Source organism: Undibacterium sp. Ji42W (assembly GCF_049340405.1).
Classification (GTDB): domain Bacteria; phylum Pseudomonadota; class Gammaproteobacteria; order Burkholderiales; family Burkholderiaceae_D; genus Undibacterium.
Genome location: NZ_JBMPOV010000001.1, coordinates 335,553 through 349,943 on the forward strand (window position 1 = coordinate 335,553; position 14,391 = coordinate 349,943).

Annotated in this window: 15 protein-coding genes; 7 read left to right on the top strand and 8 right to left on the bottom strand. The window is 48.7% G+C overall.

From position 1 onward, the window contains the following. Nucleotides 1-71: 71 nt before the first annotated feature. The 3 genes from ACO0LG_RS01500 (at nt 72) to ACO0LG_RS01510 (ending at nt 3,587) form a co-directional block, all read left to right on the top strand. Nucleotides 72-1,736, top strand: a complete 1,665-nt coding sequence (locus ACO0LG_RS01500; protein ID WP_423022629.1) for a methyl-accepting chemotaxis protein — start codon at nt 72-74, stop codon at nt 1,734-1,736. 749 nt (nt 1,737-2,485) lie between these two features. Then, nucleotides 2,486-2,959, top strand: coding sequence for a DUF2716 domain-containing protein (locus ACO0LG_RS01505; RefSeq protein ID WP_423022631.1), 474 nt, complete (start codon nt 2,486-2,488; stop codon nt 2,957-2,959). 37 nt (nt 2,960-2,996) lie between these two features. Beyond that, nucleotides 2,997-3,587 (top strand): hypothetical protein, encoded by a 591-nt coding sequence (locus tag ACO0LG_RS01510; protein WP_423022633.1) that lies wholly within the window; start codon nt 2,997-2,999, stop codon nt 3,585-3,587. Nucleotides 3,588-3,904: 317 nt separating this feature from the next. On the opposite strand, the gene aac(6') is transcribed toward ACO0LG_RS01510, so the two are convergent. The 8 genes from aac(6') to ACO0LG_RS01550 form a co-directional block, all read right to left on the bottom strand. Continuing rightward, nucleotides 3,905-4,348: an aminoglycoside 6'-N-acetyltransferase gene (gene aac(6') / locus ACO0LG_RS01515; RefSeq protein ID WP_423022635.1), complete on the bottom strand. Its 444-nt coding sequence runs from the start codon at nt 4,346-4,348 to the stop codon at nt 3,905-3,907. 959 nt (nt 4,349-5,307) lie between these two features. Continuing rightward, nucleotides 5,308-6,609 carry a Y-family DNA polymerase gene (locus ACO0LG_RS01520; protein ID WP_423022637.1) on the bottom strand — a complete coding sequence of 434 codons (1,302 nt, stop codon included), beginning with the start codon at nt 6,607-6,609 and terminating at the stop codon, nt 5,308-5,310. Between the two features lie 2 nt (nt 6,610-6,611). Beyond that, entirely contained in the window at nt 6,612-7,061 is a 450-nt protein-coding gene (locus ACO0LG_RS01525; RefSeq protein WP_423022639.1) for a LexA family protein, read from the bottom strand. A 161-nt stretch (nt 7,062-7,222) separates the two neighbouring features. Next, nucleotides 7,223-7,546 (bottom strand): type II toxin-antitoxin system HicB family antitoxin, encoded by a 324-nt coding sequence (locus ACO0LG_RS01530; protein ID WP_423022641.1) that lies wholly within the window; start codon nt 7,544-7,546, stop codon nt 7,223-7,225. A gap of 14 nt (nt 7,547-7,560) precedes the next feature. After that, nucleotides 7,561-7,896 (bottom strand): type II toxin-antitoxin system HicA family toxin, encoded by a 336-nt coding sequence (locus tag ACO0LG_RS01535; protein ID WP_423022643.1) that lies wholly within the window; start codon nt 7,894-7,896, stop codon nt 7,561-7,563. An 11-nt stretch (nt 7,897-7,907) separates the two neighbouring features. Beyond that, nucleotides 7,908-8,126: a DUF2116 family Zn-ribbon domain-containing protein gene (locus tag ACO0LG_RS01540; RefSeq protein ID WP_423022645.1), complete on the bottom strand. Its 219-nt coding sequence runs from the start codon at nt 8,124-8,126 to the stop codon at nt 7,908-7,910. Further along, complete coding sequence (locus tag ACO0LG_RS01545) at nt 8,123-9,199, bottom strand: phage portal protein (RefSeq protein WP_423022647.1); 1,077 nt, start codon at nt 9,197-9,199, stop codon at nt 8,123-8,125. Before ACO0LG_RS01545 ends, ACO0LG_RS01540 begins: the two co-directional genes overlap by 4 nt. Beyond that, complete coding sequence (locus tag ACO0LG_RS01550) at nt 9,196-11,025, bottom strand: terminase ATPase subunit family protein (protein ID WP_423022649.1); 1,830 nt, start codon at nt 11,023-11,025, stop codon at nt 9,196-9,198. The genes ACO0LG_RS01545 and ACO0LG_RS01550 overlap by 4 nt, the downstream gene beginning before the upstream one ends. A 150-nt stretch (nt 11,026-11,175) precedes the next feature. Between ACO0LG_RS01550 and ACO0LG_RS01555 the strand changes: the two genes are divergently transcribed. The 4 genes from ACO0LG_RS01555 (at nt 11,176) to ACO0LG_RS01570 (ending at nt 14,390) form a co-directional block, all read left to right on the top strand. Continuing rightward, on the top strand, nt 11,176-12,006 hold the full coding sequence (locus ACO0LG_RS01555) for a GPO family capsid scaffolding protein (protein ID WP_423022651.1): 831 nt from the start codon (nt 11,176-11,178) through the stop codon (nt 12,004-12,006). A gap of 60 nt (nt 12,007-12,066) precedes the next feature. Next, nucleotides 12,067-13,068 (top strand): phage major capsid protein, P2 family, encoded by a 1,002-nt coding sequence (locus ACO0LG_RS01560; protein ID WP_423022653.1) that lies wholly within the window; start codon nt 12,067-12,069, stop codon nt 13,066-13,068. Nucleotides 13,069-13,070: 2 nt separating this feature from the next. Beyond that, entirely contained in the window at nt 13,071-13,802 is a 732-nt protein-coding gene (gene gpM / locus ACO0LG_RS01565) for a phage terminase small subunit (protein WP_423022655.1), read from the top strand. A 105-nt stretch (nt 13,803-13,907) separates the two neighbouring features. Continuing rightward, a complete protein-coding gene (locus ACO0LG_RS01570; RefSeq protein ID WP_423022657.1) occupies nt 13,908-14,390 on the top strand; it encodes a head completion/stabilization protein in 483 nt (160 codons plus the stop codon). Nucleotide 14,391 lies beyond the last annotated feature (1 nt).

Here is a 14,391-nt window from a genome sequence, read left to right on the forward strand (position 1 = left end):
GACGATTCGCCTTAGCCGCCGCTCATTGTCAATCACATCCGAACAGCAGCACAGCCTTTCAGGGGATAAAAATGTTTATTGCAAATCTCAAAATCAGCCAACGCCTGTATTCAGGTTTTGGCTTACTTATCTTGATGCTGATCGCCGTTGTCGCCATAGGCGCTTCCCGCCTGACTTTACTCAACAGCGAGATCAACCTGACCGTCAATGATCGCTATCAAAAAATATATGTACTGAACAACGCCATCAAAAACCTGAATCTGCAAGCCAGGAATTTGCGCAACATCTTGCTCATGAGCGACGAAGCTGAAATTAAAAAGGAAATCGACAGTGTACAAAAGTCCTCTCAGGTCATTACCAGCGAACTCGACAAACTGACGCCCACCATACGCAACCCAAAAGCCAAGGAATTACTCAGGCTTACTATAGAGCAGCGCGTGCAATACATTCCCGCCAGAGACAAAATGATCAAGCTCGTGACGGATGGCAACAAAGATGAAGCAAAAGATTTTCTGTTTAAGGAAGTCCGCCCCAAACAACTTAGTTACCTGGAAGCGATGGAGTCACTCATCAAGTTTCAAGAGGGATTAATGGCAGAGTCAGCCATGGAAACCAAGGAAACAGCTGAATCGGCGACTCAACTGATGATCGCTACCGGCATACTTGCCGCCATCATCAGCAGCTTTATCGCATGGTCGATCACGCGGCGCATAGTCACGCCACTCAACAGTGCAGTAGAGATCGCCAAAACCGTCGCCAGCGGCGATTTGACCAGTAATATCGATGTCACTGGCACAGATGAAATGGGCTCCCTGCTGCGCGCCCTGGCCCTGATGAACAAGAATCTGATAGACATCGTCGGACAAATACGCGATGGCACAGATACTGTCGCCACCGCATCCACACAAATCGCATCAGGCAACCAGGACCTTTCCGCACGCACTGAAAAGCAAGCAAGTGCCCTGGAAGAAACAGCATCATCCATGGAAGAACTTACCAGCGCAGTCAAGCAAAACTCCGATAACGCCCTCGAAGCAAATCAGCTTGCGAAAAATGCGTCTGAAGTGGCGGTCAAAGGCGGCAATGTCGTCACAAGGGTGGTCGATACCATGTCATCCATCAGCGAATCATCCAGGAAGATTGTCGATATCATCAGCGTCATTGATGGCATCGCCTTCCAGACAAATATTCTGGCACTCAATGCCGCCGTCGAAGCGGCGCGTGCCGGGGAACAAGGTAGGGGATTTGCCGTGGTTGCCTCTGAAGTACGCAATCTTGCCCAGCGTTCTGCAACCGCAGCAAAAGAGATCAAACTATTGATTGATACTTCTGTAGAGAAGGTAAATGCAGGAACCCAGCTTGTCGATGAAGCAGGGTTAACCATGCGTGAAGTTGTTAGCAGCGTCAAACATGTAACTCATATCATTGCAGAAATAAGCTCCGCCAGTGCCGAACAGACTGCCGGTATAGAACAGATCAACCGGGCCATTGTGGAACTGGACAATACCACCCAGCAAAACTCTGCCCTCGTAGAAGAAATAGCCGCCGCCGCCGAATCACTACAGGATCAGGCAAAACGACAGGCCGATGTTGTCAGCGTCTTTAAAATCGACGATACCACACCAGCAACCGCCGCCAGGCTGCACAATATTTCCGAACACCCAAAAGCCGCAAGGCAAACAAATGCACGAAAAGTCATTCCGCTACAGATATCTGCCTCAGCAAGAGAGAAATAAGCATAACGGGGAACGAGCACTCCCATAGAATTGGGCCACTCAAGCTGCTGCCACAAGTCCAGGGCCACCACAGCCCGGGTAGGTGCGAATAGCTCCAGCGTATTCGCACGCTTGTTACCATACCGACAAGGAGAGGTTATATTCCCCCTGCTCCGCAAAAAAATACTTCATACCTCTATGTGCCATTGCCTTGAATCCTCTGCAAGCTTCGCCGATGCGTCACATCATTGTCCGTCATACCTGCGCAACCTGGCGTAGACGAACAGCGAAAAAAACCAACCATCTTCTCATCTGAGCTATTGGAGGCACCAGAAAGTCAATCCATCAAGGCAAGTGAAAATAGATTTGTACATAGAAATGGCAATAACTTTGTATGCAATGAATGCGGCACGGAATGGTATCTTGAGTGGGCATGAGAACAAACGAGCTGGCCCATCTTTGGTGTGAAAACAAAAGCTACACACCCGACAGGCAACAATGATGTGAAGCAAGCCAAGAGGGATTTGCTGTCTTTGCTGTTAGGCGAGGAATTAGCGACAACTTGCGCAATGGCAGGCTGCACAAAGCATGCGCTTCAGAACATTTATTTGCGCGCGAGTCATTATGGTTTTCTTTGGTAACAGGAAATCAACCCGTGTTGAGGAGAATAGCTTAACGTGTTCGCACACAGGCTCGTGAATTAAAATACAAACAGTCGCCAAATAATCGCGCACGCAAATACACGTCCCTCATTTTCACTTCTAAAAACTATGCGACGTCTTGGCAATAACGAATACACGGAAGTCTGGGACAATTTTGAAAAGATGTTCTCATTTCGCCCATCAGTTAAGGGGCCATTCCCGGCAATAAAAGAGCCTAAGAACTCCATTACGTTTTTACTAGCACGAAACTATGATGACGCTATGATCGACGAGTTTCGACACGCTATTTGCAGTGCCTTGGCAGAGTGCGCGGCAGCGTCGGAAGAAATCTATTATCTTGACTGGCAACACGAATGCTATGCACTCAATATCAAGGCAAGCAATGATTCCCGCATAAATGGTTTGCCCGATGGGGACTACGCTATCTTTCTATCGAAAGACATGAGCATCGGTACTTTTGGGCATCCTTGGGAATATAGTATTTGCTTTTTTGGCGAGTCTTTTGCCAAGGCCATCATTAAACAAAGACCCTCAATTCTTGAAACAGTGACCCGAAACTCGGGTGGTTATGACCCGACGTGAATGCGATTGCGAAACTAAATGAATGAATTCTTCAAACATGAATTTCAATCCTGAAATAATTGATGCGTTAAGAAAACGCAGCGCTTCAGGCGAAAAACCCTCGGCATTATTGAAACACCTTGGAAGTGAATATCCGGATGATAGAGGGCTTGGCTTTACCGCCATGAAGTACTTTAGAGAAGCTTTTGGTCTTTCTCTTCGGCAGGTGCTATCTATTCCCGATTGGGTGCACGGTGGAATATCAGATGAAAGGGTCGATGAATATCTTTTGAGGGAATTAAGGGTATTCATACAAACTGCCGAATCTGCTCAACAAGCCGCTCTTGTTTTTCTGAGCAATGGCCCTTTTGCTGATGCCAACCCTGTACTTGCAGTCTCAAACATTCAGGAGTTTGATGAAGGCTGGGTTTTCCTCTATCAATCGGCAAGTTTTTTCAAAAAGGCAACTTTAGTGAAATGTTCCTTGGAAATCCGCCCATCTTCGTCGCTCGAAATGGCACTCCCGCACGCCATATCAGCTATCACCGCTCGATCGAAGAATCCTTGGCTGCGTCTCGTTATTCAGGCAACACTGAAGCAATTGCTAAAGCCGAAGTCAGGCTTTTCGACTGGAAACAAGGTGCACTAGCGATTTCAGCTATATACGCTATCCGACAACACTCTTTATTAGGGTTAGGTGCGGCAAAAAAAACTATCGACAACTGCCTGGACGGAATTCCATCAATGGTAGATACCTCTTCCGTCACAACGGCACGTAACTTGGTGTCGGAGTTATTAAAGGTGGGATTTGCGGCAGAGATTACTTATGGTGATTAAATATTTCCACAAGTCCGTGTAGATGCGGATAGCTCAGCGTATTTACAGGCATGACAGACGCAGCCAGCTACATTGAGGAAAAATGTCCCGATGACGATACCCCAGGTATTTAAAATGCATCCACCGGGTTTATGTCAAACTCTTCTTGAAGTAAACCACCCGCTCAGTCTCAGCAAAACCAAGCGCCGAGTGCATGTCGTGGCTGGCGGTATTTTCCAGCAGGGCGTCAGATGCAAATTCGATGCAGCCTTTGTTTTTTGCCCAGCGCTCTGCCTCAGCAACCAGGGCGAGGGCGATTCCTTTTTTTCTTGCTTGTGGCACGACAAACAAGCCCTCAAGAAAAGCAACAGGACTTGTGTCGGTTCCATTGACGTAATCACTCCTGAGTGACACGTCCACCATGCCTAGCGCCTCACCTGTCTCGCCAAACTCAATAAACTGCGCATAGCGCTCTGGCGATTCGAGCAATTCAGACATTTCGGCAAAATGTTCCTCACTTGTGCCGTCTGGCCACAATTGCTGTCTTAACGCCAGCCAGGCTGTTTGATGCAAGGAATTAGAGGGAATTGGCATAATGATTTAACATCCGTCAAAATTCATGGCTACTGTTGAAAATCACTGCATGACAAAAAGCAATCCACCCAGGTATTTCCAGCGGCAAGAATGATTGCCTGGCTGTGCAAAGCAAAAAGTCCTTGATCATTTCTGGTCAAGGACTTAAATACTTGGTTGCGGGGGCATGCATCTCACATTACAGACAGCAAGTAATGATTATCGACCGCAATTCGGTCCCCCATCTATACCCCTAATCTCATAGCGGGAAACACTTCCACCGTCACAAAATTAAGAGGCGCGAGAATATCACGCCGGGGGATATTTTGCAGCATAAAAGCACACTGAATCTAAAATAAAGTACCCTTCGGGAAAATGGTAACGCAGGTAACTGACATTTAAGAAAGCGTGGAAGGCACTGATTTATAAGGCTTTCAAGTGATTAGATAAAGGTAATAAATAAGTAATATATAAGTAATCTAGTTACCTATTCCTATAGTAATTATTTCACTTATGAATAGTCTTTATAATCAACGATCTAGATTTTTATTACCTTTTGCATTACCTTAAAATACCTTTTAAAGTAACCATTTATTTCCTTATAAATCAGGCACTTAGGATTGAATTATTTCTGCCCATACCTCTATTACCTTTTCCCCTAGATCGTCTCAAATCCCCTAAATCCGAAATACAACAACTGCATAAATTTCATGGCCGAAATTTTGATTAAGACTGCATGAAATACGCGTCAAGTTGCGTCATCTTTTGAGGCCTTCAATGTGCCTTCATACGTAGGCTGTGCTTAGTTCTATTCAATGACGCAGATTTGAGTCAAAAGCGACCTATTTAGCGGGCAGGCGTGGTGGGGGGATGTCTGCGCGCCAGGCCTTGAAATGGGGGAAAATGCAGAAAATTGCTTAAATACAATGAATTTGAAGAGATTTTGAAGCCGCTGAGTGCGGCGGCCTGGGGACGGTGATTTATCTTGCGTGCGCGGTGGGCAGCTCGTCCCAGCGTGTTGTATATGCCGGGGAGCGGTTCTCTGACTTCATAGACCAGCGAGACGCAAGCCCCGCAGAAGCCAGGCGCAAAACGTCCCGGCCATATCGCTGATTAATGGTGTCCATAGCATTCATGATGGCATCAGAATTTGCCCGTGTTTTTTCCTCACTAAACAGTGTGCCTTGAATGTTGGAATTGGAAGCCAGGTTCATTAAAACAATCCCTGCCTTCTTGTAGTTGTAGCCTTCCTTAAAAATCAAATTCAGGCCAGTTAAAGCCGCATGCACCATTAGTCTATTGTCATCAGTCTGCACAGAAAGCGGCACCGTAATGCCGTTGCTGTACTGTGCATCCTGTTCCCGAAACGGGTTTGTGTGAATAAAAACATGGATAGCGCCGCACACAGATCGCTGACCTCGTAGTTTTTCTGCTGCACGCGCCACGTAAGTAGAAACAGCCTGGGCAATTTCATCAATAGAAGTCATGAGGTTACCGAATGACCGAGAAGAAATAATTTCCTTGCGTGGCGGAACAACCTCATCAATTGACATGCAAGATATGCCCTTGAGTTCGTGCAAGGTGCGCTCAGTCACGACCCCAAAACTCTGGCGTATCAGGCTTGGTGAAGCCTCTTTTAAATCCTGAACGGTATGAATATTCATGTCGTGTAGTCTGGCACTGATACGGCGGCCCACGCCCCAAACGTCACCTACGTCGATACGCTCAAACAGCCAACGCATGCGCGCCTCTGACATCGTAGTAAAGTCGCAAACGCCATCAAATAAAGGCAGTTTTTTTGCCACATGGTTTGCCAGTTTCGCCAACGTTTTGGAAGTGGCAAAACCGACACACACCGGCAAGCCCGTCCATTTCAACACCTTTTTTCGTATGTCCTGGCCCATCACAGTCGGTGACTCCCAAAGCCCACCCATACCGTCCACATTCAGAAAACATTCATCAATGCTGTACACCTCCACATGCGGACTGTACCCCCTCAAAATTGTCATCACTCTATTACTCATATCACCATAAAGCGTGTAATTACTCGACAGCCCTATGATGCCGTGCTGCTTTATTAAGTCGGTCATGTGGAACCAGGGCGCGCCCATCTTGACACCAAGCGCCTTAACTTCTGGCGACCGTGCGACAACGCAGCCATCATTATTCGAGAGAACCACCACGGGTTTATTCATTAGACGAGGGTTAAAGGCCCTTTCGCAACTGACATAAAAATAGTTTGCATCCATCAGCGCAAATACTGGCTTCAATTGAGCGCCCATGGTCACACCTTGTATTTCCGTACATTACCAGTGATAACCCCCCAGATTTGCAGCTCTTGCCCTTCAGTCAGCCGTATGGGTTCAAACATGGGATTTTCTGGGTGTAACTCAATGCGCCCGAATTTCTGGTAAAGCCGTTTTAATGTGTATTCCTCATCAATGACAGCCAGAACTAAATTGCCATGGGTGGCGTCTATTGAGCGGTCCACGACAATGACATCCTTATCAAAAATTCCAATCCCGGTCATGCAATGACCAGAAACTTCAAAATAGTAGGTTGCCTCCTTATGTGAAACCAAGAACAAATTGAGGTCTAAATCTTTTTCTATAAAGTCCAGGGCCGGTGATGCAAAGCCTGCTGATACCTTGTGGTTTATTAAGGGCCGTTTGCAAGGGATAGGTTGCTGGGCCGCAATTCCAATAAGGGCTAATTTATAAGCTGTTGTTTCCATGACAATCAATCTAGATTCATATAATACTGTACGTTTAATCAGTATATACACCAGTTTGAGTAATCTCAAAATTATCGAAAGGCCCGATAATGGTTTGATATGCCAGGCAAACAACAAAAAAGCCGCACAAGGCGGCTTTGTCAGACTCAGAAGGAGAAAAACTAATGTGTGTGCGTTTCCAACAGGTCAGCAACCCACGTGTTTAAACTCTTCCCTGATGCCTCTGCATACATTGCAGCCCTGGCATGTGTCTCAGGTGAAATTCTCAGGCGCATGTTTCCAGAAAATGGCTTTTGCGCTGGCCTGCCTGTTTTCTCTGCAACTGCCAGATAATCATCGACAGCCTCTTCAAAGGCCGTTTTCAATTCGCTGACTGAATCGCCATGAAAACCAACAACGTCACGAATGCCCGCTATATGGCCTACGAAACATTCATCTTCTTCACTGTATTCAATGCGGGCTGCATAGCCCTTATAAGTCATCATTCCCATATTTACTCCTATTCCGGCTTGATGCCTGCTGATTGAAGGAAAGCCCGCGCATCCCGTACTTGGTAAGCCTTGGCTTCTTTCTGAGGATGTGGCCGGTGAAAAGTACCGACAACATCATTCAACAAAAAACGAACCCGCGAGCCATCCCCTTCAATGGTTTTTGCGCCCAGCGCCACGAAAAGGGATTCAATTCGCGCCCATTCCAATGTCATGGAAACGGGGTTAGTGAAAATGGTTTTCAGGGTTTTTGTGTGTGCGCTTTTCATGTAAAGAATAGTACCACATTTTGACACCACTGCAACCACTTTTTGACACCATTTAAGCCACCATCTTACACCAATCATCGCAACATTTTTTATAAAGACCGGCGACCATTCCTTATCAACGCGGCTTGTTCTTTATCAAAATCATCCCTGCAATCAGTATTGCAAAATTGTTCGTCATGGCTAATCGCCTCATCACAGAAAAGGCAATGCCCGTTGCTTTGTACATAGTGGTCACGGCTGGCAAAAGAAATTGCTTGGCTGGTGAATACTTCTATCAATTTATCTGATGAATCTGCAACATCACTCATTTTGCTGCCCCTCCCGCATCGCCTAAAGAATATGGATTGAATCGGATTACTTCCTCGCCCAGCCAGTCGTTAAACTCCCTGAAACGTGCCTGTAGCGGTTCCAGTTCATTCATGGCAAACACCTTTGCCGCAGGTTCAACAGCACCAAAACCGCCCGTATTGTTCGGCACCAGGCCCAGCAGCTGGGGTGGTACACGGTGGGCCGCCAGCATGTCATCACGAGTCACATTCTTGATACTGAAAAATTCATCCTTGGCCGCTACTTCAGACACCGGCAATATCTGGATGCCGTCTTTTTTACCGTTTGGCGCGTACATGAAAACATTGCGGAAATTGCCCGGTCCCTTGCTGTCCCGCAGTGCCTGGCGCATGGCGTCAACGTCCGTTTGATTCTGGGCCGCGTCGGTCATGTACAAAATGAACCCAGCGTGTGAGCCGTTCTTGTAATACTTCCTGCGAAAAAGCGTTGCCGCTTCATTCAACCAGGCAGAGTGCAAGGCGCTCAAATATTCCGGCAGGCCGTATACCTCTTGGTTAATGTCCGGTTCCATCAAGTGGAAAATCGAACCAGTGGCAAATTCATGTTCTTGCTGCCAGCCACGCACGAAAGCGTACTTGTCCAAATCGTCGCAGCATCGGCGCGTGTATTTGGACAATGCCGGTGCAAGCTGCAAAATCTTTCCGGTGCGGCTACTCTGTTTTTCTAGATAACCATTGCCAAATATCAGGTAATCAAGCGCAAAGCGGCTAAACGCCAGGCGTGACAGATATTTATGCGGTATGAAGGTGGCCGCCAGTAAATTGCGTTTGACGTATATTGCGGTGCTATGGTGGACGCTGGCACGGAAAGACTTTGCCAGGCCGTCCCAGCTTATGGGCGGTTCATAGTAGCGGCCATTTGACCAGCATTCGATATAGTCAAGAATTTCTGACCGGTCCAACACCGGCGAAGGGTCACCAAACGTAAACGCCTCTACGCCTGACGGTGGCGACAATACCGGCGCGCTGTCAGTTGCGCTTGGTGCGCCGGATGACGTGCCATTCATCTGGCCGCGTCGCTTTTTGTTACTCATGAATAAACCTCCATAAATGAATTGCTGTTACTGATGCCACCATCCAGCGGTTCATGATCAAGTACATGCATCAATGCCCAGGCTAAGTCAGCGTGTCCGGTTTCCTCGCTACGGTCAGCCTTGTACGTCACATGCTGGCCGCTGGCAGTTAGTGTCTTTTTGATCGTCATAAACGACTGCGCCAGGTCCGTTGCGCCCGCGTCAAACTCCAGCCTGCCTTTACTGATCACGTCTTGCGCTTTCAGCACCATGCGGCTTTTAACTGCTGGGTCATAGTTGATCTTGGTAACGTTTGGATAGAAATTTTTGACCAGTTGATAAACACCTTCGCCCATGCCGGTGGCATCAATGCCGATATACCCAACGTGAAAGCGAATAGTGGTTTGGCGTATCTGTTCTGCCTGGGCGGCAAAGTCCATGCCGCGAAACTGGATTCGTTCCAGCACGCGGAATTTGCCGCCCGGTGTCAGCGGTGGCGCCACAACCACCAGCCCGGCACTGTCACCCGTAAAAGTCGGGTCATATCCCACCCATACCGGGGCGTCACCGAATGGCCGTGTAGTGAAGTGCTTAAAATCCGTCCACAGTTCCCACGAATCGACCATGCATTTTTGCAAGGCCGTCAATGGGAAAACCGATAAAGTGTCATCAATAAATTGACACATCAGAAGGTTTTCAAACTGATCCGGGCTGTATTCGTAGGTGCGCAACTCTTCGATATCAAACAGATTACAGCCGCCGCGCTCAGCATCCAAAATCGTCACAATCTGACGCCACATCTTGTCTTCGCCAGTAAAACCGCTAGCAAGCCGTCTGTGACTGATATCGATGCTTACCTGGTCTTTCTTCGCCCTGCGTTTGTTGAACAGTTCACCTGTCCAGAATGGATAAGCCTGATGTGTGATGCTGGAAGGCGTTGAAAAGTAGGTCTTGCGCCACTGCTTATGCAGGGCCATGCCAGACGCCACCTTATTAAGTTCTTGAAAACTATGAGTCCAGAAAAATTCATCAAAATAGAAATTGCCGTGATAGCCCTGGGCAGTACGCGCATTGGTACCCAAAAAATACAGGTGCGCCCCGTTCGGCAATACGATAGGGTCACCGGCCAATTCAATGCCCGCTGCCTCCTTGGCAAACTGGATAATGTATTGCTTGAATACATGCGCCTGGGCTTTGGACGCAGACAGGAAGATCTGATTACGCCCGGTTTCCATCGCATCGGCCAGGGCCTCCCGCGCAAAATACCAGGTAGCACCAATTTGCCGCGACTTCAAAATCACCCGCGTGCGCTCGTGCCCGTTGCGCAGCCATACCTTTTGATAATCAAATAGTGAGTCTTTAAAGGCTTCAAACAGCTTGTCGCGTTGTTCTTCGCTGTAATCGTTCCGTGTCGGCTTTTTCTTTGGCCCGGCATTACGGTTTGCCAGCTTAGGATTCAAATCCACTTCATTGCCGCCAGGCGTTTCATACTTGCGCACGCGTGACGTTTGCACCACCTGGCGCATCAGCAAATCAATCTCTTTATAATCCCCGCCCGTTTTTTCTGTTTTGGCTATCAACTGAATCAGGCGCGTTTCCAGACATGATTCAAGCTTTTCTATCAGCGGCGTCTTGTCCCACTTTTCACGGTCACACCAACTCTGCACAGTCGTGCGCGCAATGTCCAAATGGCGAGCAATAGACGATATCCGCCAGCCTTGCCAGTACAAGGCCTGCGCTTGCTTTTTTATGTCGTAGGTAGGCGCGAAAGCCGCGCCATCAGCAAGCGCGTCTATCTCGTTTTCTGTTGAAGGTTCAGCGGTGATTACGTCATCAAGATCAGTCATACCGCCAGCTTAGGGGCATCGCGCACGCGAAGGCACTCCCAGCAAGTTGTTATCAAACTTAACAACTCCCTTGTCATTGATGGTTATGACAGCAAAGCAGAGTATGGGAACCTCACAGCCAAACCCGATTAAACCTTACACCACCAGATCATGACCAAAAAATTCAAATCAAAATTCTTTCGCGTGGCGCTGGAAGGCGCAACAACAGATGGCCGTCAAATTGAACGAAGCTGGATTCAGCAAATGGCTAAGAACTTCGACCCGCAAAAGTACGGTGCGCGCATCTGGATGGAACACATACGTGGCACCCTGGCAGATAGTCCATTCCGCGCCTATGGTGACGTGACGGCGGTAAAAGCCGAAGAAGTCACCATTGACGGCAAAAAGAAACTGGCCTTGTTCGCTCAAATCGAGCCTACAGACGATCTGATTGCCATGACCAAGGCCAAGCAAAAGATTTATACCAGCGTAGAAATCAATGACAAGTTTGCCGATACCGGCGAAGCCTATCTTGTCGGCCTGGGCGTAACAGACAGCCCCGCAATCCTGGGCACCGAAGTGCTGGCCTTTGCAGCACAAAACCCCGCAGCAAATCCTTACGCGTCACGCAAAGCCAGCCCCGGTAATCTCTTTTCTGAGGGCGCAGAAACCGTTTTGGAATTTGAAGAAATCGACACTGAAACGACCGGTCTTGCTACCAAAGTCAAAGACCTGCTGAAAAGCTTTGGCAGTAAAAAAGCTGGTGACGATGCCCGTTTTAACGACATGGGCCAGGCTTTAGAAACAATGCTGGAACACACAACAGACCAGGAAAAACGCTTCAGCGAATCGAACAAGCGCATTGCTGAACTCGAAAAAGACCTCAAAACAGTCACAGGAAATTTCAACAGCCTGAAAGAACAACTGGACAAGGAACCCGGCAAGCAAACCACCAGGCCAACAGCCACCGGCAGCAGCGGAGCGGAACAGACCGACTGCTAAATCTAAAGCCGACGCAAAAAACCGCAGTAAACAAACCTAATAAATTTTGGAGTTTCACGCATGAAAAATAATACCCGCCTTGAATTTAATGCCTTGGTTAAACGCCTGGGTGAAATCAATGGCATTGACAACGCCACGGAAAAATTCAGCGTCACCCCCAGTGTTCAGCAAACACTGGAAGACAAGATTCAAGAATCAAGCGAATTTCTGAGCAAAATCAACATCATCGGCGTCACAGAAATGGAAGGCGAAAAGCTGCACCTGGGCATTTCCGGCCCTGTTGCTGGTCGCACTGACACAAACACAAAAGACCGCCAGACCCGCGACCTGACTGGCTTGGACAGCAATAAATACAAATGCAGCAAAACCAACTATGACACCCATATTCCGTATGCAAAACTGGATGTCTGGGCTAAATTTAAAGACTTCCAAACGCGCATTCGTAATGTCATCATCCAGCGCCAGGCACTGGACCGCATGATTATGGGCTTCCACGGTGTCAGCATTGCCGCTGATACTGATATCGTCGCTCATCCTCTGCTGCAAGATGTGAACATAGGCTGGCTGCAACACATGCGCGAAGATGCACCACAGCGCGTCATGAACCACGGCGGCACACCAGGCAAAGTCAAAATTGGTGTCAATGGTGACTATGCAAACCTTGATGCCGCTGTATTTGACGCCATCGAACTGATAGACCCATGGTTCCGCGCAGATGCTGGCCTCGTCGTCATCGTCGGTCGTGAACTGATGCATGACAAATATTTCCCGCTGGTGAACACAAAGCAGGCACCTACAGAAACACTTGCGGCAGACATCATCATCAGCCAAAAACGTCTTGGCGGCCTACAGGCAATCAGTGTGCCGTACTTCCCGGCAAATGCATTCCTGATTACGCGCCTGGATAACCTGTCTATCTACTTCCAAGACAGCGCCCGCCGTCGTCAGATCGTCGATAACGCCAAACGTGACCGTATTGAAAACTATGAGTCGTCTAATGATGCCTACGTGGTAGAAGAATACGGTATGACAGCGCTGGTAGAAAACATTGAATTGGTCTGATTATGAAACCTACTAGCCCAGCTCAACGACACATGGCCCGCGTCCTGGCAGAAAAGGCGGCGGCCACATCAGTACACGGCGAACCAGTGCAAGGCAGCGCCTATGATTTGATGTGCGCCAAGCTCATTACAGATCGCCAGCGCCTGAAGCAAATTCAATCCATCAAAAAGAAAATCGAAGTAAAACGCGAAATTCTGCCGGATTACAACGAATGGGTAGAAAGCACCCTCAAGTATGGCAAAGGCGCGCAAGACACCGTACTGGTCACCGTGCTGGTTTGGTACATCGATACCGGCGACTATGCCCGCGCCCTGGAAGTCGCGCATTACTGCATGTTCCATAACCTGAGCCTGCCAGACCAGTACAACCGCAATCTTGCCACCATGCTGCTGGATGAAATCCCAGGCGAATACCTGGCTGGCCGGTTTGAAAACCCCAAAGAGGCACTTGCAACCCTCAAGGCCGTGCAATTGATGACGGTGGATGAGGATGTACCGGACCAGGCCATGGCAAAGCTGTACAAAGCCCTGGGATATGCACAAATCGGCAAGATAGGTAACGGCGATATCGAATTTGATCAGTTGAGCGAAGACGATACCAGCCGCGCCCTTGACTACCTTCGCAAAGCCCTGGACCTGACCGACGGCATAGGCGTCAAAAAAGACATTGAACGGCTGGAACGTCGTTTAAAGCAACTGGCTGACGCCAAGACACAAACACAGGCGCAAGCCTAACTGAGCACCCCAACGTGCCGGGCGGCGCGGGCTGATTGCCAGTGACTAGCCATCATGCAGCATGAAGCCCGCCCACCGCCCACTTTCTTATAGCGAAAATCGACCATGCCATCATTTAGCGCAAATCCACCCGGCGGCGGTACACCACAATCAATCCCAGTAACCAATGACGGTTTTTTTCCAGACATTGACCTGATCGCCATGCGCGACGCAATCCGACTTGATGGAACCGTGACAGACACGCGCCTGCGTGATGCCACTGTGGCCGCCATCATCCACGTCAACGGTGAAGTAAGAAGCCTCAAGGCATCAGCCACTAGCGCAGGCAATACACGCCTGGCGGATATCCTGGCTGACCAGGTGGACGGCAAAAGCATTCTCGTTGCCCACTACCTGCGTGCTGTCTACTGCACTGCAAAAGCAGACCTGATTGAACGCTACGCAGACTACGACACCACCGCCACGTCACTGGACGATAAAAAACTGGTCGGTTTCCTTGGCAATGGCCCGGATGAACAGCGCCGCAATGCGCAATGGGCTATTTCTGATCTGCTAGGCCGGCATCACGTCACTGTAGAACTGATCTAGC

Coding starts and splice junctions, on each gene's coding strand:
- ACO0LG_RS01500 (WP_423022629.1), top strand. CDS start 72: ATGTTTATTGCAAATCTCAAAATCAGCCAACGCCTGTATTCAGGTTTT.
- ACO0LG_RS01505 (WP_423022631.1), top strand. CDS start 2,486: ATGCGACGTCTTGGCAATAACGAATACACGGAAGTCTGGGACAATTTT.
- ACO0LG_RS01510 (WP_423022633.1), top strand. CDS start 2,997: ATGAATTTCAATCCTGAAATAATTGATGCGTTAAGAAAACGCAGCGCT.
- ACO0LG_RS01520 (WP_423022637.1), bottom strand. CDS start 6,609: ATGGGCGCTCAATTGAAGCCAGTATTTGCGCTGATGGATGCAAACTAT.
- ACO0LG_RS01525 (WP_423022639.1), bottom strand. CDS start 7,061: ATGGAAACAACAGCTTATAAATTAGCCCTTATTGGAATTGCGGCCCAG.
- ACO0LG_RS01530 (WP_423022641.1), bottom strand. CDS start 7,546: ATGATGACTTATAAGGGCTATGCAGCCCGCATTGAATACAGTGAAGAA.
- ACO0LG_RS01535 (WP_423022643.1), bottom strand. CDS start 7,896: ATGATTGGTGTAAGATGGTGGCTTAAATGGTGTCAAAAAGTGGTTGCA.
- ACO0LG_RS01540 (WP_423022645.1), bottom strand. CDS start 8,126: ATGAGTGATGTTGCAGATTCATCAGATAAATTGATAGAAGTATTCACC.
- ACO0LG_RS01545 (WP_423022647.1), bottom strand. CDS start 9,199: ATGAGTAACAAAAAGCGACGCGGCCAGATGAATGGCACGTCATCCGGC.
- ACO0LG_RS01550 (WP_423022649.1), bottom strand. CDS start 11,025: ATGACTGATCTTGATGACGTAATCACCGCTGAACCTTCAACAGAAAAC.
- ACO0LG_RS01555 (WP_423022651.1), top strand. CDS start 11,176: ATGACCAAAAAATTCAAATCAAAATTCTTTCGCGTGGCGCTGGAAGGC.
- ACO0LG_RS01560 (WP_423022653.1), top strand. CDS start 12,067: ATGAAAAATAATACCCGCCTTGAATTTAATGCCTTGGTTAAACGCCTG.
- gpM (WP_423022655.1), top strand. CDS start 13,071: ATGAAACCTACTAGCCCAGCTCAACGACACATGGCCCGCGTCCTGGCA.
- ACO0LG_RS01570 (WP_423022657.1), top strand. CDS start 13,908: ATGCCATCATTTAGCGCAAATCCACCCGGCGGCGGTACACCACAATCA.